The 18,101-nt window shown below is 68.0% G+C and carries 17 protein-coding genes; 10 read left to right on the forward strand and 7 right to left on the reverse strand.

The genetic code is table 11. The features are described 5' to 3' along the window. Nucleotides 1–638: 638 nt before the first annotated feature. Nucleotides 639–4,142: an indolepyruvate ferredoxin oxidoreductase family protein gene (locus tag GHC57_RS16440; RefSeq protein WP_153346236.1), complete on the reverse strand. Its 3,504-nt coding sequence runs from the start codon at nucleotides 4,140–4,142 to the stop codon at nucleotides 639–641. 241 nt (nucleotides 4,143–4,383) lie between these two features. Here GHC57_RS16440 and GHC57_RS16445 point away from each other — a divergent pair, with 241 nt between their 5' ends. From GHC57_RS16445 to GHC57_RS20340, 5 genes are all read left to right on the forward strand, one after another. After that, entirely contained in the window at nucleotides 4,384–4,674 is a 291-nt protein-coding gene (locus GHC57_RS16445) for a type II toxin-antitoxin system RelB/DinJ family antitoxin (protein WP_153346238.1), read from the forward strand. Further along, entirely contained in the window at nucleotides 4,671–4,943 is a 273-nt protein-coding gene (locus GHC57_RS16450; protein ID WP_153346240.1) for a type II toxin-antitoxin system YafQ family toxin, read from the forward strand. Before GHC57_RS16445 ends, GHC57_RS16450 begins: the two co-directional genes overlap by 4 nt. 117 nt (nucleotides 4,944–5,060) lie before the next feature. Then, the gene (gene relB, locus GHC57_RS16455; protein WP_153346242.1) at nucleotides 5,061–5,354 is read left to right on the forward strand and encodes a type II toxin-antitoxin system RelB family antitoxin; all 294 of its coding nucleotides are present in this window, start codon (nucleotides 5,061–5,063) and stop codon (nucleotides 5,352–5,354) included. Next, nucleotides 5,347–5,622, forward strand: a complete 276-nt coding sequence (locus GHC57_RS16460; protein WP_343031199.1) for a type II toxin-antitoxin system RelE/ParE family toxin — start codon at nucleotides 5,347–5,349, stop codon at nucleotides 5,620–5,622. Before relB ends, GHC57_RS16460 begins: the two co-directional genes overlap by 8 nt. Nucleotides 5,623–5,893: 271 nt before the next feature. Beyond that, a complete protein-coding gene (locus GHC57_RS20340) occupies nucleotides 5,894–7,456 on the forward strand; it encodes an N-acetylmuramoyl-L-alanine amidase (RefSeq protein ID WP_153346246.1) in 1,563 nt (520 codons plus the stop codon). Between the two features lie 19 nt (nucleotides 7,457–7,475). Here the strand turns inward: GHC57_RS20340 and GHC57_RS16470 are convergent, their stop codons facing one another. Further along, on the reverse strand, nucleotides 7,476–7,913 hold the full coding sequence (locus GHC57_RS16470; protein WP_246152410.1) for a hypothetical protein: 438 nt from the start codon (nucleotides 7,911–7,913) through the stop codon (nucleotides 7,476–7,478). Between the two features lie 41 nt (nucleotides 7,914–7,954). After that, nucleotides 7,955–8,767 (reverse strand): Phenylacetic acid catabolic protein, encoded by an 813-nt coding sequence (locus tag GHC57_RS16475; protein ID WP_153346248.1) that lies wholly within the window; start codon nucleotides 8,765–8,767, stop codon nucleotides 7,955–7,957. Between the two features lie 286 nt (nucleotides 8,768–9,053). On the opposite strand from GHC57_RS16475, the gene paaX reads away from it, so the two are divergent. Both paaX and GHC57_RS16485 read left to right on the forward strand, forming a co-directional pair. Further along, complete coding sequence (gene paaX, locus GHC57_RS16480; RefSeq protein ID WP_153346250.1) at nucleotides 9,054–10,004, forward strand: phenylacetic acid degradation operon negative regulatory protein PaaX; 951 nt, start codon at nucleotides 9,054–9,056, stop codon at nucleotides 10,002–10,004. Continuing rightward, nucleotides 10,001–11,359: an FAD-dependent oxidoreductase gene (locus tag GHC57_RS16485; RefSeq protein WP_153346252.1), complete on the forward strand. Its 1,359-nt coding sequence runs from the start codon at nucleotides 10,001–10,003 to the stop codon at nucleotides 11,357–11,359. Before paaX ends, GHC57_RS16485 begins: the two co-directional genes overlap by 4 nt. Here the strand turns inward: GHC57_RS16485 and GHC57_RS16490 are convergent. Together GHC57_RS16490 and GHC57_RS16495 are read right to left on the reverse strand one after the other, a co-directional pair. Beyond that, nucleotides 11,356–11,892: a hypothetical protein gene (locus GHC57_RS16490; protein ID WP_153346254.1), complete on the reverse strand. Its 537-nt coding sequence runs from the start codon at nucleotides 11,890–11,892 to the stop codon at nucleotides 11,356–11,358. The two genes, GHC57_RS16485 and GHC57_RS16490, sit on opposite strands and share 4 nt — an antisense overlap. Next, nucleotides 11,867–12,310: a Panacea domain-containing protein gene (locus GHC57_RS16495; RefSeq protein WP_153346256.1), complete on the reverse strand. Its 444-nt coding sequence runs from the start codon at nucleotides 12,308–12,310 to the stop codon at nucleotides 11,867–11,869. Before GHC57_RS16495 ends, GHC57_RS16490 begins: the two co-directional genes overlap by 26 nt. 340 nt (nucleotides 12,311–12,650) lie before the next feature. Between GHC57_RS16495 and GHC57_RS16500 the strand changes: the two genes are divergently transcribed. The 3 genes from GHC57_RS16500 to GHC57_RS16510 all read left to right on the forward strand — a co-directional run bounded on the left by GHC57_RS16500 (nucleotide 12,651) and on the right by GHC57_RS16510 (nucleotide 16,343). Then, nucleotides 12,651–13,742 (forward strand): ABC transporter permease, encoded by a 1,092-nt coding sequence (locus GHC57_RS16500; protein ID WP_153346258.1) that lies wholly within the window; start codon nucleotides 12,651–12,653, stop codon nucleotides 13,740–13,742. Next, entirely contained in the window at nucleotides 13,742–15,412 is a 1,671-nt protein-coding gene (locus GHC57_RS16505; RefSeq protein ID WP_153346260.1) for an ABC transporter ATP-binding protein, read from the forward strand. Before GHC57_RS16500 ends, GHC57_RS16505 begins: the two co-directional genes overlap by 1 nt. Before the next feature lie 133 nt (nucleotides 15,413–15,545). Then, nucleotides 15,546–16,343 carry a flagellin gene (locus GHC57_RS16510; protein WP_153346262.1) on the forward strand — a complete coding sequence of 266 codons (798 nt, stop codon included), beginning with the start codon at nucleotides 15,546–15,548 and terminating at the stop codon, nucleotides 16,341–16,343. A gap of 586 nt (nucleotides 16,344–16,929) precedes the next feature. Here GHC57_RS16510 and speE read toward each other — a convergent pair. Together speE and speD are read right to left on the reverse strand one after the other, a co-directional pair. Beyond that, nucleotides 16,930–17,793, reverse strand: a complete 864-nt coding sequence (gene speE, locus GHC57_RS16515; protein WP_170294928.1) for a polyamine aminopropyltransferase — start codon at nucleotides 17,791–17,793, stop codon at nucleotides 16,930–16,932. Then, on the reverse strand, nucleotides 17,790–18,005 hold the full coding sequence (gene speD / locus GHC57_RS16520) for an adenosylmethionine decarboxylase (protein ID WP_425500692.1): 216 nt from the start codon (nucleotides 18,003–18,005) through the stop codon (nucleotides 17,790–17,792). Before speD ends, speE begins: the two co-directional genes overlap by 4 nt. Between the last annotated feature and the right edge of the window lie 96 nt (nucleotides 18,006–18,101).

Raw genomic sequence — 18,101 nt, forward strand, 5'->3', positions numbered from 1 at the left:
CTCCTGGGGATCGTCACGACCAAGGGACCCACCACCTACGATATGTTGATCGCGCCGGAAGCAAAGGGATAAGCCATTTACAAAATAGACTGCAGATTTAATAAGCACGACCTAATTCAACGCGTTCAACGTGTTGCTAAGTACAAAAGGCAGATTAATTTGTTCAATATGGACGCGATAGAATTTATGAAACTAACGAGTTCTGATAAGCTCAGCGTAGACTTTTTTTGTATTGACCCGCCATATTACCAGAAAGGCTCTGCGCTTTATACGAACTTCTATCAACATGGGGATCATAGAGATTTGTCAGAATTTATCCGGGGACTGTCAAGGCCATATATTGTCACCTATGACAATGTCCAACAGATAAGGAAAATTTATGTCAAATCTCCAATCTATGAGTTTGACGTAAATTATCCCGTTGAGACAAAAAGAACGGGATCCGAGGTATTAATCATCTCTCCGGGTCTAAAACTGCCATCGGGCATCACCTCTCGTAGAATTACCGGCGACAGGCCGGCTATTGATTGATATCCAGCAAGTAAACTGACCAAGCATGGCACTATAAGTCGGCCGATTTGGAAGGGAAAGTGGCGTCTTCAGTGCCTGACCGCCGTGCCAGCAACTCGAACGCCCCCCTACTCCGCCGCCATCCTTGGTGCCGGCGCCTCCAACCGGGCCAGCAGGGCGGCCTCTTTCTCGCGGGCGGCGGCGACGTTGCGTTCCAGCACGTGGCCGAAGCCGCGCATCTCCAGCGGCAGGGCGGCCAGCTCGACCGCCACGCCGTGGGTTTCCGGCGTCAGGCCGCTCACCAGCCGGTCCAGCAGCGCCCGATAGTTCACCAAAAGCTGGCGCTGCATCCGCCGTTCCTCGGTGCGGCCGAAGGGGTCCAGCGGCGTGCCGCGCAGCCCCTTCAGCGCCGCCAGCACGCGGAAGGCGCCGAACACCCAGGGCCCGTACGCGCGCTTGACCAGGTGCCCGGTCTGCGGGTCGCGCTTGGCCAGCAGCGGCGGGGCGAGGTGGAAGGTCATGCGGGGTGTCCCGCCCTCAAACCGCTCGGCCAGCATGGTCTTGAACCGGCCGTCGGTGTACAGGCGGGCGACCTCGTATTCGTCCTTGGTGGACATCAGCTTGAACAGCGCGCGGGCCACGGCCTCGGTCAGGCGGGTTTCGCCCGGCCCCATGGCGGCGGCCTCGGCGGCCCGCACCCGCGCCACGGCCTTGCGATAGCGTTTGGCGTACCGGCCCGACTGGTACCCGCGCAGCGAGGCCGCGCGGCGGTCGATGCTCTCGTCCAGGGTCTCGGACAGGCGGCGGTCGCCGGTGGTCTCCGCCTCCGGCCCGACCAGGGCGAGCACCTGTTCGGGGTGCTCCGCCATGCGCCGCCCCCACTGGAAGGCCGCGAGGTTGCTCTCCACCGCCGCGCCGTTCAGCGCCACGGCGCGTTCGAGGGCGGCGCGGCTGATCGGAATCAACCCCGTCTGCCACGCATAGCCGACCATGAACAGGTTGGCGGCGATGCTGTCGCCCAGCAGCGCGGTGGCGACGCGGGTGGCGTCCACATACAGGGTCTCGTGCGCGGCGTCGGCGATGGTGTCGCGCAGGCGCTGGTCCGGATAGACCGCGTCCGGCTGCTGGGTGAAGTCGGCCGTCATGACCTTGTGCGCGTTCATGACCGCGACGGTCAGGCCGCGCCGCATCTTCTCCAGCACATCCGCCCCGGCCGCCGTCACCATGTCGCAGCCGAGCAGCAGGTTGGTGTTGCCGGCGGCGATGCGCACGGCGTGGATGTCCTGGTCCCGCCGGGCGAGCCGCACATGGCTGACCACGGCCCCGTTCTTCTGCGCAAGGCCGGTCTGGTCGAGCACCGAGACGCCCTTGCCCTCCAGATGGGCCGCCATGCCCAGGATGGCGCCGATGGTCACGACCCCGGTGCCGCCGATGCCGGTGATGAGGATATCGTAGGGGGCGGACTGGGTGATCTCGGTGGCGGGCTCGGGCAGGGCCGGAAACCCGTCGTCCAGACCGCCCGCGCCGGCCTTGGCCGTGCGCTTCTTTGGCGTCACCCCCGAGACGGTCACGAAGCTGGGGCAGAAGCCTTTGACGCAGGAGACGTCCTTGTTGCACGTGCTCTGGTCGATGGCGCGCTTGCGGCCGAACTCGGTCTCGACGGGCACGATGGAGACACAGTTCGCCTGCACGCCGCAGTCGCCGCAGCCCTCGCAGACGGCCTCGTTGATGACGACGCGTAGGTCCGGGTCTTCCATCAGGCCGCGCTTGCGGCGGCGGCGCTTCTCGGCCGCGCAGACCTGATCGTAGATCAGCACCGTCACGCCTTCGATGTCGCGCAACCGGCGCTGCACGGCGTCCAGGTCGTCCCGGTGATGCACGGTGGAGCCCGGGGGCAGGTCCGCGCCCTGGTACTTTTCGGGCGCGTCCGAGACGATGGCGATGCGCTTCGCCCCCTCGCCCTCCAGTTGGTGGGCGATCTGGGGTACGGTCAGGGTGCCGTCCACCGCCTGCCCCCCGGTCATCGCCACGGCGTCGTTGTAGAGCAGCTTGTAGGTGATGTTGACCCCGGCCGCGACCGCCTGCCGGATCGCCAGCGAGCCGGAGTGGAAGTACGTGCCGTCGCCCAGGTTCACGAACATGTGGCGGGTTTCGGTGAAGGGTGACAGGCCGACCCAGTTCGCCCCCTCGCCGCCCATGTGGGTGAAGGTCTTCGTGTTCCGCTCCGGCATCCAGGTCACCATGTAGTGGCAGCCGATGCCGGCGAGGCCGGTGCTGCCCTCAGGCACCTTGGTCGAGGTGTTGTGCGGGCAGCCGGAGCAGTAGTAGGGCAGGCGTTTGGTCGGCGCGGTCTTCTCGGAGAGTTCGGCCTCCTTCGTCTCCAGCCAGGCGAGGCGCTGTTCCATGGTGTCCAGGGTGACGAAGCGCCGAAGCTGCCCGGCGATGGCGCGGGCCACCATGGCCGGGGTCAGCTCGCCGTGGGACGGCAGCACGACCGCGCCGGCCTCGTCGAACTTGCCCACGACCCGCGGGCGCACATCCTCGCGCCAGTTGTAGAGCTGCTCCTTGAGCTGGTTCTCGATCAGGGCGCGCTTTTCCTCGACGACGAGGATTTCCTCCAGGCCCTCGGCGAAGCGGCGGATGCCGTCGCGCTCCAGCGGCCAGGGCATGCCCACCTTGTACAGGCGGATGCCCATGTCGCGGGCGACGCGCTCGGTGACGCCCAGATCCGCCAGGGCCTGCCGGACGTCCTTGTACGCCTTGCCCGAGGCGACGATGCCCAGGCGCGGTTCCGGGCTGTCGAACACCACGCGGTCGATGCGGTTGGCGCGGGCGAAGGCGAGCGCGGCATAGATCTTGAACCGCATCAGGCGGTGTTCCTGCGCCAAAGGAGAATCGGGCCAGCGGATGTGGACCCCGTCGGGCGGAAACGCGAAATCGGTCGGGGTGACGATGTCCAGGGCCAGCGGATCGACCGGGACCGAGCCGCCGCTGTCGCAGGTCTCGCTGATCGCCTTCATGGAGACCCAGAGGCCGGCATAGCGGCTCATGGCGATGCCGAGCAGCCCGTACTCCACCACCTCGTCCACGCCGGCGGGGTTCAGGACGGGGATCTGCGCGCCGGCCAGGGCGTGTTCCGACTGGTGGGCGATGGTGGAGGACTTGGCGGCGTGGTCGTCGCCCGCGATCAGCAGGACGCCGCCGTGGGGCGCGGTACCCGCCATATTGCCGTGCTTGAACACGTCGCCGGAGCGGTCCACGCCCGGCCCCTTGCCGTACCACACGCCGAACACGCCATCGACGGTGGCGCCCTGGAACAGGCCGGTCTGTTGCGTGCCCCAGACGGCCGTCGCCGCCAGGTCCTCGTTCACGCCCGGCTGGAAGTGGATGTTTTCGGCGTCCAGGTATGTTTTGGCGCGCCACAACTCCTTGTCATAAGCCCCCAGGGGCGAGCCGCGATAGCCGCTGACGAACCCGCCCGTGTTCAGCCCGGCCGCCCGGTCGCGCTGGCGCTGCGCCAGCAGCAGGCGGGTCAGGGCCTGGATGCCGGTCATGAACACCCGGCCCTCGGACAGGCGGTACTTGTCCTCCAGCGTGACCTGATCCATCGGGATGGGCGAACGCGCGGTCATGGGGGGACCCTCCAGCGCAAGACAGACACGGGATCATGTGGGCGGCGCGGACCCGCCGCACCAATACCCAACAAACGCACTCAGTCTAGCGCGCCCCGGCCCGGGATGCAAACGGGACAGCATTGCTGACGTTTTCGTTCGGGAGCGCTCGGCAAAGGTCTTCAGCGGACTCCCTGATAGCGAGGGAAGCCGACATGGGGTACATTGAACCCCAGGATCAGCACTCCTGGGGAGGCCCTCCATGTCCCGCAGTGAAACCATCCGGGCCCGCGTCGATCCGGCCGTGAAGGCGGAGGCCGAGGCCGTGTTCGCGGACCTGGGCCTGTCGGCTAGCCAGGCCATCACCTTGTTCTACCGGCAGGTCAGCCTGAACCGGGGCCTGCCCTTCCCGGTCCGCCTGCCCAACGCCGAAACGCGGGAGGCCCTGGCCCAGGCCCGCGCCCGCCAGGATTTGAGCGCCTTTGACAGCGTCGCGGACCTGATGGCGGCGGACACCCCAGAGTCCGGATCCCCGTCCGACTCCCGGACATGAAACACCTGCTGACGACCACCCGCTTCAAGCGGGACATGAAGCGCGCCCGCAAGCGTGGGCAGCCCATGGACCGATTGGAAACGGTCCTGAAGGCTTTGGTGGAGGACCGGCCACTTCCCGAACGGTGCCGCCCCCATCGCCTGTCCGGGGCCTGGTCCGATGCGTGGGAATGCCACGTGGCCCCGGATTGGCTGCTGATCTGGGAGGAGGACGACGAGTCCATCGTTCTGATCCGAACGGGCAGCCACGCGGACTTGTTTGAATCCTGAGCCGATCCCAGGGGATGACGGGAAACGGCATGGGATTGCTGAGGTTTTTGTGGGACACCCGTCCTTGCCGGTCTCTCAATTGAGAGACATATTGGTCCTGAAGCGAGGAGGAGCCCAATGCCCGCTCAGACATCAATGCTCCATGTCCGGGTCGATGACCAATTGAAGGCCGAGGCAAGCGAAGCGCTGGCCGGTGTCGGCCTGACCGTCTCGGACGCGGTCCGCATTCTGCTCACGCGGGTCGCGGCGGAGGGCGGAATGCCGGCCGGCCTGACCACGGACCCGGACGCCTACGACGCCTGGTTCCGCGCCAAGGTGCGGGAAGCGCTGGAGGACGACCAGCCCCCCATCGCGCACGACGAGGTGATGGCGGAGGCCCAAGCCGTCATCGATGCCAAACGCCGTGCCTGATCTGGTCTGGACCCGGGCGGCCCGCGCCGATCTGCTGGCCATGGTGTCGTATATCGCAGAGGACAATCCGGTCGCCGCACAGGCCCTGGTGGACTCGATCAGGACCAAGGCCGCGCGATTGACCGAAACCCCACGGCTGTATCGCGTCGGCCGCGTGGACGGCACGCGCGAGATGGTCGTGCGGAGACGCTACGTCGTGGTTTATCGGCATGACGCCGCCACTGTGACCATCCTGCGCGTGCTGCACACGGCCCAGCACTGGCCGTAACCGCCCACGCCCCCGCTGCCCACCCCCGCCATTGCAGAAATTTCATTTGATCTTGCGGGGTTGTAACGATTCGCGTATATCTGGCTCGAAGAGTGTTGCGCGCCTGTTCCATCATCGGTCGGGGCCGCGTGGGCGAAAGGCCTTGCGAGCGGAGGACAACCCCGGCATGAGGGGGGAGGGTCCGTCCACGGGCATGCCCTTTCGGCTCATGCCCCTCGGCTGATCCCGGGGGTCCGTCCCCCGGCCCCGAAACATTGGCAAGGGCACAGCCATGGCGACCCGGTTCGGCCGCCCGGCCGCACAGACCAGGACCATTGGGGCCCCCGGCCCCGCGCTCCGGCGCACCGGCCCGTTGGCCCCCTCGGCCACGGTGAGCCGGCGCGGCGTGCTGGGCGCGGGCACCTCCGGCCTGCTGCTGGGGTCCACGCTGGCTCTGCCGGCCCTGACTCTGCCGGCGCCCCCCGCTTGGGCCGGCACCCGGGCCACCGCCGTCCGCCTGGGCGCACACGAGGTCAAGACCCGGGTCGTCCTGGACCTGAGCGACGCGCCGGCCTTCCGCGTCTTCAGCCTGACCGAGCCCGCCCGTCTGGTCATCGACCTGAAGGACGCCGACTGGCTGGTTCCGGCCGGCGCCCTGCCCGGCCCCACCGGGCATGTGGCCGGCGTGCGCCACGGCCTGCTGGAAGGCGGGGTCACCCGCATCGTGCTGGATCTGGCCACACCCGTGCGGGTGCTGGAAGCCTTCGCCCTGTCGCCGCGCGACGGCCAGGACTGGCGGCTGGTGGTGGATGTGACCGAAACCCCGGCCCGGGCCTTCGCGACCACCGCCGGACACGAGAACGCCATTCTTGGTGGCCAGTGGGGCGGGTCCATGACCCTGGGCGCGCCGGTGGCCGCGCCGACCACGCCCCCGGCCGACCCGGCGCCCGACCTGCGGGTGGCCGAGGCCGCGCCGTCCCCAGAAGACCGCGCCGCCGCCCCGTCCGTGCCGCTGCCGCGCCGCCGCCCGACCCGTCCGGGGCCGGTGGTCGAGACCGCCGCCGCCGCGCCCATTCCCGCGCCGCCCTCCCTGCCCGAGGCCGGGCCGCTCACCCCGGCGGCCTTCATCCCGGTGCCCGCGCGCAAGCCGCCGGCCCCGCGCAAGCCCATGATCGCGCTCGACCCGGGGCACGGCGGGCGCGACCCCGGCGCCATCAGCGTCGGCGGCCTGTACGAAAAGACCATCACCCTGGCCATGGCCAAGGAGCTGCGCGCGGCCCTGGTGGCCACGGGCCGCTACCGCGTCATGTTGACCCGGGACCGCGACGTTTCGGTGCGGCTGCGCGAGCGGGTGCGCCGCGCCCGGCAGGCGGGCGCCGACCTGTTCCTGTCCATCCACGCGGACTCGCTGGCCAACCCCAAGGTTCGGGGCCTGTCGGTCTATACCCTGTCGGAGAAGGCGTCGGACGCCGAGGCCGGCGCGCTGGCCGAGCGCGAGAACAAGGCCGACATCATCCTGGGCATGGACTTCAGCCACGAAAGCCGGGACGTCACCAACATCCTGATCGACCTGGCCCAGCGCGAGACCATGAACCGCTCGGTGCAGTTCGCCAACGCCCTGCTGACCGAGTTGCCCGAAGAGGTGCGGACCCTGAACCACAGCCGCCGGTTCGCCGGGTTCGCGGTTCTGAAGGCCCCGGACGTGCCCTCGGCGCTGCTGGAGATGGGCTATCTGTCCAACCACACGGACGAAAAGCTGCTGCGCCAGCGCGCCTACCGGGCCAAGCTGGCGACGGCGGTGATCCGCTCGCTGGACCGATTCTTCACGGTCACACAGGGCGCCCGCCTGCCGTGATCCCGGCGGGCCGCGCCCCTCAGCCGCCCGCCGCCCCGGCCCGAAGCCGCTGCTCCAGCCGCTCACGCGCGGCGCCGAAGGCCTCCACGCTGTGCTCGTAGGCATCGCGGGCGGTGCTGTAGCGTTCCACCGCCTCCGTCCGCACACCGCCGCTGAAGATGGCCACGTGCAGGCGTTCGCAGCGCTCCAGATTGCGGTCGGCGATCAGCCGGCGCGCCATGTACTCCCGCGCCGCCGCCTGCGCGCCTTCCTCCAGCGCCCCGAAGGCGGGCACCATGCCGCCGGCCGCGCCGGTGAAGTCCCCGCGCAGCAGGTCCCACATCTCGGCCCAGTCCTCGCGGACCTCGCCGTCGGTCATGTGCCGGTAGCCGAACTTGGCCAGCACGCTGCGCCCGCTGGAAAACAGCGTGTTGGGCAGCTCGGGCAGGGCGCCGCCGGTCGCGGGGGGATCGCTCATGGTCATCATCGGCCTTGTCGGGACGCGTGTCAGGATACGTGTCAGGATACGTGGGCGACGGTCTCTCCGGCTTCATAGCCCATGCGCATGTCGTAGTCGGGTTCGACCCCCTTGGGCATCTCCAGGCCGCATTCCTTCAGGCGGGCCTCCAGCAGTTCCATGTATTCCGCCTGCAGCTCTTCCGGCGTGCGGGTCTTGATGCCGTAGTCGAAGTACTTCTGGAACATCTCGGAGGCCTTCGCGCCCGTGCTGGGTCGGCCGTAGAAGCCCAGGCCGATGCGCATGAACTTCTCGACCTTGGACTGGCAGATCTCGCGCGCCTTTTCGCCGCCGAACTCGATGTTGCGCTTGGTCGCCCAGACGCCGAACGCGAGGTGGCCGTGTTCCTCCTTGTGGATGCGCACGTTGACGCGCGCCCAGGGCAGGTAGGAGCACTCGCGGTACTGGCCCAGGAAGGCCACGGCGGCCGGCGTCACCACGGTGGAGAACAGGCCGACATCATACCAGTCCTCGAACCACGTGGACCAGTTCTCTTTTCTGAACCCGTTGATGACATTGACCTTCCTGGGGTCGGGATTGTCCGGGTTGCGGACCAGTTCCTGAATGCGCTCGTCCACGTTCACGCCCAGGTCCTGCATCAGGTTCCAGACGTAGTAGCCGTGGCCCATCTCCTCCATGACCTTCTTGGAGAGGCGATAGGCCTCCTCGGGCCGGGGGGCGAAGCGCATGTTCTCCATCACCCGCTGGCCGCCGGCGTATTCCGAATCCCCCTGGAAGGACATCAGGTTGAGCAGCAGGGTCTTGTACTCCTCGGGCAGGGGATCGCCCTTGTCATAGGTCTTCCGCGTCGGCATCGCCTGTCCCTCCCTGGGATGGTCCGGTCCCGCCGTCCGGGCCGCCGTGGACGGCCCCAAAACCCGACGTGACACAGAAATTGACTTGTTCTCTAGAATTAGTGAAACATATTGCGGATTGTCAATCCATTTCGGACCCTTGCCTTCCGTCCGGTCATGCCGCACTGCGGTACGGACTTGCCTCTTTTCGCCACGCCGGCAAGCCCGTAAAAGGATCATGTTCCGCCCGCGCGCGCTCGCATCCATGGCGCGCCCAATGCAACCGAGGCACCCAGGAGTTCACGCCATGTCCAGGGCCACGCGCCTGGATGACCGGATCGGCCAGGTGATGGACGCGATCCCCCTGCGCGCCAAGTCGCTGATCGTCACCATCTACGGCGACGGCATCCTTCCGCACGGGGGCAGCACCTGGCTGGGCAGCCTGATCCGGCTGGTGGAGCCCCTCGGGGTCTCGGAACGCATGGTGCGGACCGCCGTCTTCCGCCTGACCCGCGACGACTGGCTGGTGGCCACCCCCATCGGGCGGCGCAGCTACTACGGCCTGACGCCCGAGGGCCGCCGCCGGTTCGAGCGCGCGCACCGGCGCATCTATGCCCTGGACCTGCCGCCCTGGGACGGCGGCTGGCTGCTGGTGCTGACCAACGCCCTGCCGCTGGAGCCGGAGCGCCGCGAGGCCCTGCGCCGCGACCTGCTGTGGCAGGGCTTCGGCACCCTGGCGCCGTCGGTGCTCGCCCACCCGGGCAGCGACGACGACGACCTCCGACAGACCCTGGAGAGCCACGGGCTGGCCGACCGCGTGGTGGTGATGCGCGCCCAGGGTCACGCCATGACCGATCCCGCCGCCGGCGTGGGGCTGGTGCAGGGCTGCTGGGACCTGGAGACGCTGGGCGGCGACTACGGCCGCTTCCTGGAGCGCTTCCGGCCGGTGTGGCGCGCGCTGGAGGCCGCCGGCCCCGACTGCACGCCGACCCAGGCGTTCCTGATCCGCACGCTGCTGATCCATGACTACCGCCGCGTGCTGCTGCGAGACCCCATGCTGCCGGCCGAGGTGCTGCCGGCGGACTGGCCGGGGGCGGCCGCGCGGCTGCTGTGCCGCAACATCTACCGCGCCACCGCCCCGCTGGCCGAGCGCCACATCATGGACACCCTGGAGACGGCGGACGGCCCCCTGCCCCACGCCGCGCGGGTGTTCTACGACCGCTTCGGGGGCCTGACCGAGGGAGCCGCGAGCCCATGACCGGCAGAGTGTGCATCGTCGGGTCCGGCCCGGCCGGGCTGTATGCCGCCGACGCCCTGGCGCGCAAGGGCGAGGGCCTGCGCATTGATGTGCTGGACCGCCTGCCGACCCCGTTCGGGCTGGTGCGCGCGGGCGTGGCCCCGGATCACCAGGGCACCAAGGCCATCGTGCGCCAGTTCGACCGCACCCTGAGCCGGCCGGGGGTGCGGTTCCTCGGCAACGTGGGGGTCGGGCGCGATGTCTCGCTGGAGGACCTCCGCCGGGCCTATGACGCGGTGATCCTGGCCACGGGGGCCCCCGAGGACCGCCGCCTGGGCATTCCGGGCGAGGATCGGCCGGGTGTCTACGGCTCCGGGGCGTTCGTCGGCTGGTACAACGGCCACCCCGACCACGCGGATCTGACGCCGCGCCTGCCCGGGCCGGCCGTGGCCGTCATCGGTCACGGCAACGTGGCCCTGGACATCGCCCGGGTGCTGGCCAAGACCCCGGCGGAGATGGCCGCCGGCGACCTGGGCGCGCTCGCGGCGGCGGCGATCGCGGCCGCGCCCCTGACCGACATTCACCTGATCGGGCGGCGCGGCCCGGTCGAGGCCAGCTTCACCCCGGCGGAGCTGGGCGAGCTGGGCACCCTGGAGCGGGCCGCCCCCGTGGTGGACCCGGCCGATCTGCCGGACGCCGTCGGGCCGCTGGCGGACGAGTCCGCGCGCCCCGTGAAAGAGAAAACCCTGTCGATCCTGAAGGACTTCGCCGCGCGCCCGGATGCGGCCTCGGCCCCGGTGCGGATTCATCTCTGGTTCCATCGGGCGCCCGGAGCGGTCCTGCCGGGACCCGACGGCGGCGCGGGCACGCTGCGCCTCGCCCGCACGCACATGGAGGACGGCCGCGCCGTGGTGACCGACGAGACCCATGACCTGGCCGTGGGCACGGTGGTCAGCGCCATCGGCTATCGCGCCACCGCCCTGGACGGCGCGCCGCTGGACGAGGGCCGGGGCCTGGTCGCCAACACCGACGGCGCGGCCGCGCCCGGGCTGTTCGTGGTCGGCTGGGCCAAGCGCGGGCCGAGCGGCGTGATCCCCACCAACCGATCCGACTCCATGGCCGTGGCGGCGCGGGTGCTGGCGTGGCTGGCGGACCACGGGCCGGGCCACCCGGGTCCGGACGCGCTGGACGCCCTGCTGGCGGATCGGGGCGTGCGGCCGGTGAGCCTGGAGGACTGGCGCCGCATCGACGCCGCCGAGGTGGCGCGCGGCGCCGCCATCGGCCGCCCGCGCGAGAAGTTCACCACCATCCCGGAGATGCTGGCGGTGGTGGAAGGGATGCCAGCCGCCCGTCGGGAACGCGCGTCCGAGAGCTAGCCGACCGGATAGATCTGGTGGGTCGGGTCATACCAGAGCACCTCGAAATCCGCGACGACACGAAACCCCCACAATCGCTGAAGGTTCCCAAGGCGAAATCGAAAGATCTCCTCACCCTCTTGCTCGATCTCCATCAGCCGAAGCTGGGCCTCATCACAGATCTGATCCACCTTCATGAGATGGTGCATCTTGTGGCCGGTGTCCGAAGACATGCTGTCGATTTCGGACCACCTGAGCTGAGCCCATTGTTCAAGCTTCGGCCGGATGTCGTTGCGCCACGTGGCCTCGGTCCACTGTCGCGGAACACCCCAGGACCAGGCTCCCTCGCAATCCGGGGCCTCGCACGACCATGTCATGGGCATGTGGAAGATCGAGCCAGGGTCGGCGCCCAGGCGGACGCTCTTGCCGCGCTTCGGATAAGACCCGACACGCGGCTCCTCGGCATCGGGCAGGGTCCGCAACCTGACGGACTTCTGGTCCTGCTTAAGTTTCTTCAGGTTCTTGCGCTCAATTCGCGCTTGCTTTCGGCTCATCAGGCAGGATCGAAGAATAGTATTCAACCAACGCCTCAGGGGTAATCAGCGAATTCTGCCCTTTGGCGTATGCGTTCTTCCACGGATCTTCCATGTGAGTCAGGTCACTCAGCCACTGGGCCGATTGGCCGGCATAGAAGTCGAGAACCCTGTTCACACTATCTTGCTGCGTCTCATTGAGGGTCGCCGCGTCACCGCCCGGAATCTCGCTGATGCGGAATTGACCTCGCGTTGCTTCCCACAGGTCGCGCACGACGGGTCCATTCTTCCAGGCCTCGATATCCTCCGGGAACAGGACGTCATCGTCCCAGACCACAGACCATGCTTGGCTGTAGTAGACGAGCTTCTGAAGCTTCATGGCGGTCATCGGGCCATGAGCGCTGAGAATGTACTGTCCCACATCTCGGGCGGACGGCATCGAAACGCTCCTGTTCAGTCAGGGACCAACACTAACACCCAAACCGTGTGCCGCCAATCATCTTGGATTAGGGCATTGATTCTGAACACTTTTTTTTATAAGAGCCAGACCACGGCCCTTCCGTCGCGACATTTCGACCGGCGCAGGGCTGGCCATCATATATGGGGTCGGACTTGCGTTGATGGTAGCGGTGACGGCCGGCACTCGTTCTTCGGTCCGCCGAACGGGAAAGGCCCCCCCTCCGAAGGGGCTTGTCCCGACCGCGCAACCCCTTAGGTTATGCCGGAAGGCCATGCCGGACGGGGCCCCGTCCGGTTTCCCCCGACGCTGACGGACCACCATGGACAGTGCCTCCCTCGCGGCCACCGACACCGGCGTCCGGTCCCCCGACGGGCCGCCGCCCCGGCGTGGGCTGAATCCGCTGTGGCGCCGCCGACTGGCCAACTTCCGGGCCAACCGGCGCGGCTTCTGGTCGCTGTGGATCTTCCTGATCCTGTTCGTCATCAGCCTGTTCGCCGAACTGGTGGCCAACGACCGGCCGCTGTTCGTCTGGTACGACGGCGCTCCGTTTTTTCCCATCGTGGTGGACTATCCCGAGACCACCTTCGGCGGCATCTTCCCGACCACGACGGTCTACCGCGATCCGGTGGTGGCCGAGTTGATCGAGGACAAGGGGTTCATCGTCTGGCCGCCGGTGCAGTTCTCCTACGAGACCGTGAACCTGGACCTGCCGGTGCCCGCGCCCGCGCCCCCCAGCGCCGAGAACATCCTGGGTACCGACGACCAGGGCCGGGATGTCTTCGCCCGCCTGCTGTACGGCTTCCGGCTGTCGGTGCTGTTCGGGCTGGCGCTGACCGCGCTGTCCTCGGTGGTGGGCGTCGCCGCCGGCGCGGTCCAGGGCTATTTCGGCGGGCTGCTGGACCTGTTCTTCCAGCGCTTCATCGAGATCTGGTCCGGTCTGCCGCAACTCTTCATTCTCATCATCGTCTCAAGCGTGCTGATCCCGGGCTTCTGGACCCTCCTGATCGTGCTCATGCTGTTCTCGTGGACGGCGTTGGTGGGCGTGGTCCGGGCCGAGTTCCTGCGGGCGCGCAACTTCGACTACGTCCGCGCGGCCAAGGCGCTGGGCATGTCGGACGGCCTCATCATCGTCAAGCACGTGCTGCCCAACGCCATGGTGGCGACCCTCACCTTCCTGCCGTTCATCCTGGCCGGCTCGCTGGTCGCGCTCACCTCGCTGGATTTCCTGGGGCTGGGCCTGCCGCCGGGCTCGCCGTCGCTGGGCGACCTGCTGCGCCAGGGCAAGGACAACCTGCAGGCCCCCTGGCTGGGCATCGCCAGTTTCATGGTCATCGCGGTCATGCTGAGCCTGCTGGTGTTCATCGGCGAGGCCGTCCGCGACGCCTTCGATCCGCGCAAGGGGGTGCACTGATGGCGGGCCCCGCGCGCGACGACGCCCCCGTGCTGGAGATCGCCGGCCTGTCGGTGACCTTCGGCCAGCCGCCCCGCGCCGTGGAGGGGGTCAAGGACGTGTCGTTCTCCATCCGCCGGGGCGAGACCCTGGCCCTGGTCGGCGAGAGCGGCTCGGGCAAGTCGGTCACCGCGCTGTCGGTGCTGCGCCTGCTGCCCTATCCCTTCGCCCACCACCCCTCGGGCTCGATCCAACTGGCGGGGACCGAAATGCTCTCCGCCCCCGATGGGGTGTTGCGCGACATGCGCGGGTCGCGCGCGGCCATGATCTTCCAGGAGCCCATGACTTCGCTGAACCCACTGCATTCCATCGAGAAGCAGGTCGGCGAGATCCTGGCTGTCCACAAGGGCCTGACCGGCGCGGCGGCGCGGGCGCGCATCCTGGAGTTGCTCTCGCTGGTGGGCCTGCCCGAGGCCGAACACCGCCTGGGCGCCCTGCCGCACGAGCTGTCCGGCGGCCAGCGCCAGCGCGTCATGATCGCCATGGCGCTGGCCAACGAGCCGGACCTGCTGATCGCCGACGAGCCCACCACCGCCCTGGACGTCACCATTCAGGCGCAGATCCTCGACCTGCTGGCGGACCTGCGCGACCGTTTCGGCATGGCGATGCTGTTCATCACCCACGACCTGTCCATCGTGCGGCGCATCGCCGACTCGGTGTGCGTGATGAAGGACGGCCGCATCGTCGAGCGCGGCCCCGTCGCCCGCCTGTTCGCCGCGCCGGAACATCCCTACACCCGCGCCCTGATGGCCGCCGGGCCCCACGGCGCGCCGCGCCCGCCGGCGACGAACGCGGCGACGGTGATGGCCGCCGAGGGGCTGAAGGTCCACTTCCCGATCAAGACGGGCGTCATCCGCCGCACCGTGGACCACGTGAAGGCGGTGGACGGGGTGACCCTGGCCGTCAAGGAGGGCCACACCGTCGGCGTGGTCGGCGAGAGCGGCTCCGGCAAGACCACCCTGGGCCTGGCGCTGCTGCGGCTGATCTCCTCCAACGGGCCCGTCACCTTCGAGGGCGCGCGCGTGGACGGCCTGAAGTCCCGCGCCCTGCGGCCCCTGCGCCGGCGCATGCAGGTGGTCTTCCAGGACCCCTACGGCTCGCTGAGCCCGCGCCTGTCGGTGGGCCAGATCGTCGGCGAGGGCCTGGAGGTGCACCGGATCGGCGACCCGGCGGAGCGCGACTCGATGGTGGCGCAGGCCCTGCGCGAGGTGGGCCTGGACCCGGACACCCGCCACCGCTACCCGCACGAGTTCTCCGGCGGGCAGCGCCAGCGCATCGCCATCGCCCGGGCCCTGGCCCTCAAACCCCGGTTCCTGGTGCTGGACGAGCCGACCAGCGCGCTCGACGTCTCGGTCCAGGCGCAGATCGTGGACCTGCTGCGCGACCTGCAGGACCGGCACCGGCTGGCCTATCTGTTCATCAGCCATGACCTTCGGGTGGTGCGCGCGCTCGCCGACGACATCCTGGTCATGAAGGACGGAGTCGTGGTCGAGGCCGGCCCGGCGGCCCGGGTGCTCGATTCGCCGGACAACGCCTACACCCGCGCCCTGATGGCGGCGGCGTTCGGCGTCGCCACGCGCCGCGACCCGCCGCCCTCGACCAAGGTCGAGGCCCCTCGGCCTTCGCCGTAGGGCTGCAGAATCCACTTGCCTTGTCACGGGGCGCGGGATACGATCCTCGAGATCGCCAGAAGGCGGTCACTCGCACTGTGCGCTGGCGCCCGGTTGATCGGCGCCGAATAGAGAGACCAGAAAGGACCTCGTCATGTCTGACGTTACCCTGAATTCCAGCATCAAGGCCAACCTGCTTTCGCTGCAGAACACGACCCGCAATATCGGTGAAACGCAGTTCAAGCTGTCCACCGGCAAGAAGGTCAACACGGCCCTTGATGATCCGATTTCCTTCTTCAAGGCCCAGGATCTGAACTACCGGGCGGGCGACCTGACCGCGCGGAAGGACGGCATCGTTCAGGGCCAGAAGACCGTGGAAGCCGCCACGGCGACGATCGAATCGATGCTCAACCTCGTCGATCAGGCGCGGTCGATCTTCGAGACCATGGCGTCCGACACCTCGGGCGATGCCGTGTCCGGCTACAAGGATGACCTGTGCTCCATCCAGACCCAGATGCTTGAACTGCTGGGCGATGGTAGCTACCAGGGCATCAACCTGCTGGCCACCAGCGACACCCTGACCGTGAAGTTCGACGAGAACGGCTCCAGCACGCTGTCGATCGCCGGCGTGAAGGGCTCTGGCAACATCAGCCAGATCGCGTACAGCTCCGTCTCGACGGCGTCCAGCGGCGCCGCCAACATGGAATCGCTGCGTGACACGCTGCGCAGCCACGCGAGCTCCTTCGCGACCAACAACGCGATCCTGGAGACTCGTCGCGAGTTCACGGAAAACATGATCAACACGCTGGAAACCGGCGCCGGCGAACTGGTGAACGCCGACATGAACCAAGAGAGCGCCAACATGCTGGCCCTTCAGACCCGCCAGCAGCTCGGCACGATCTCGCTGTCGATCGCCAACCAGGCCGAGCAGTCGGTCCTGCAGCTGTTCTAGTCCGTGGTTCAGGGGCGCCCGGGCAACGGGCGCCCTTCATGGTGTACAAAAGCATTCCGGCTTGCGGCCTTCGTGGCGGCAAGCCGGTTTTTTTTGGGGTTATCGCGGATTTTCGGGGGCGCGGGGTCATGGTGCCCGGACTCCGCCCCCCGGCAGGGGCGATCACGTTCACACATGTTCGAACGAGAGCGGCCGTCTTCGGCAAGAGACTGAACCACCAAGACACCAAGACACAAAGGGGTCGGTATCCCGCCCGACCGTTGCGGGTTTCCGGCGACGCGTCTGGGCATTGAGGCTGCATGCCGGACGGGGCTTGCAGCCCCGTCCGGACCGTTTGGCCCAATGGATGGGGATGAAAACGCTCCAGGCGGGAGTGCAACGCCCGCCAGGCATCACCAAAGCCGTCAGCCCGAATCAAGACATGGCTTGAGGGACAAGGCCGCCTTCCAGATCGAACATCCCGTCTGAACGGGAAAAAAGTGTGAATCGGATGGCCTTGCCAGGGGAGGGCGTTCGGTCTGCCCCCGACGAAAGGTCCAGGGACGCCCCACCCTAGAGATGGCCGCCCTTGGGCGGCCGGGCTGTCTTATTCCATCAGGGTCTGGATGTAGCGCGGCAGGGCGAAGCAGGCGCGCTGGATCTCGGGCGTCCAGTAGCGCGTGTCCAGGTCCAGGCCGGCCACGCGGGCGTCCACGGTGGCGGCGTCCAGGCCCCGGTTGGCCGGGTCCTTGCTGGCCCACCCCAGGGTCATGAAGCCGCCCACGTAGCTGGGCACCGGCACCACATAGAACGACACGTCGGCGAAGCCGGCGCCGCGCAGACGGCGCCACGAGGTGGTCAGTTCGTCCGCCTGCGTGAACGGCACGCCGTTCTGGGTGACCAGGATGCCGCGCTCGGACAGGCGGGCATGGCAGTCGGCGTAGAAGTCCTGGGTGAACAGCACCTCGCCGGGGCCGTGGGGGTCGGTGCTGTCCACGATGATGACGTCGAAGGTCTCGTCCGCCGTCTTCATGAAGTCCACGCCGTCGGCGATGACGATGCGCGACCGGGGGTCCTCCAGCGCGGTCTTGCCGATGGACGGCATCCACTGCTTGGAGAACTCGACCACGCCCGCGTCGATCTCCACCAACGTGGGCTCGACACCCGGGTGCTTCAGCGCCTCGCGCAGGCAGCCGCCGTCGCCGCCCCCCACGATGCACACCCGCTTCGCCGCACCGTGCCCCACGATGGGCACATGCACCATCATTTCCTGGTACATGAACTCGTCGCCCTCGGTGATCTGCACCACGCCGTCCAGGGCGAGCACTCGGCCGAACACGGGGCTTTCGAAGATCACCAAGTCCTGATGATCCGTCTTTTCGCGGTGGATGACGCGATCGACGGCGAACACCTGACGCCAGCCGGGGTACAGGGTTTCCTCGAACCGTTCGGGAGAAGCGGGCGCGCTCACGGGATCAGTCCTCGCTTGTTTTCAGACAGGGTAACGGTGGTGGGGCGGAAGGCGGCGCGCAGCACCGGCAGGGCGCGGTACGGATCGGCATCGCCGCACATGAACAGGTCGAGCGCGGCATAGGCGCGCTCGGGCCATGTATGGATGCTGACGTGGCTTTCCGCCAGCACCAGCACGCCGGAGATGCCGCCGTTGGGTGTGAAATGGTGCAAATGGATTGAGCAACCTGATGGATGGAAATTCGGTCTGAGGCGCTTCAGTCATCCCGGTTTTCCATGTTGATGTAGACGCGGTCGGTGGTGGCCCAG

The organism is Roseospira navarrensis (assembly GCF_009601025.1).
Lineage (GTDB): Bacteria > Pseudomonadota > Alphaproteobacteria > Rhodospirillales > Rhodospirillaceae > Rhodospira > Rhodospira navarrensis.

Bases quoted from the DNA above. Each gene is read 5' to 3' on its own strand.
- GHC57_RS16505 (WP_153346260.1), top strand. From the start codon at position 13,742: ATGGCGGGCCCCGCGCGCGACGACGCCCCCGTGCTGGAGATCGCCGGC.
- GHC57_RS16440 (WP_153346236.1), bottom strand. From the start codon at position 4,142: ATGACCGCGCGTTCGCCCATCCCGATGGATCAGGTCACGCTGGAGGAC.
- GHC57_RS16490 (WP_153346254.1), bottom strand. From the start codon at position 11,892: ATGAGCCGAAAGCAAGCGCGAATTGAGCGCAAGAACCTGAAGAAACTT.
- paaX (WP_153346250.1), top strand. From the start codon at position 9,054: ATGTCCAGGGCCACGCGCCTGGATGACCGGATCGGCCAGGTGATGGAC.
- GHC57_RS20340 (WP_153346246.1), top strand. From the start codon at position 5,894: ATGGCGACCCGGTTCGGCCGCCCGGCCGCACAGACCAGGACCATTGGG.
- GHC57_RS16450 (WP_153346240.1), top strand. From the start codon at position 4,671: ATGAAACACCTGCTGACGACCACCCGCTTCAAGCGGGACATGAAGCGC.
- GHC57_RS16445 (WP_153346238.1), top strand. From the start codon at position 4,384: ATGTCCCGCAGTGAAACCATCCGGGCCCGCGTCGATCCGGCCGTGAAG.
- GHC57_RS16495 (WP_153346256.1), bottom strand. From the start codon at position 12,310: ATGCCGTCCGCCCGAGATGTGGGACAGTACATTCTCAGCGCTCATGGC.
- GHC57_RS16485 (WP_153346252.1), top strand. From the start codon at position 10,001: ATGACCGGCAGAGTGTGCATCGTCGGGTCCGGCCCGGCCGGGCTGTAT.
- GHC57_RS16510 (WP_153346262.1), top strand. From the start codon at position 15,546: ATGTCTGACGTTACCCTGAATTCCAGCATCAAGGCCAACCTGCTTTCG.
- GHC57_RS16475 (WP_153346248.1), bottom strand. From the start codon at position 8,767: ATGCCGACGCGGAAGACCTATGACAAGGGCGATCCCCTGCCCGAGGAG.
- GHC57_RS16470 (WP_246152410.1), bottom strand. From the start codon at position 7,913: ATGAGCGATCCCCCCGCGACCGGCGGCGCCCTGCCCGAGCTGCCCAAC.
- relB (WP_153346242.1), top strand. From the start codon at position 5,061: ATGCCCGCTCAGACATCAATGCTCCATGTCCGGGTCGATGACCAATTG.
- GHC57_RS16500 (WP_153346258.1), top strand. From the start codon at position 12,651: ATGGACAGTGCCTCCCTCGCGGCCACCGACACCGGCGTCCGGTCCCCC.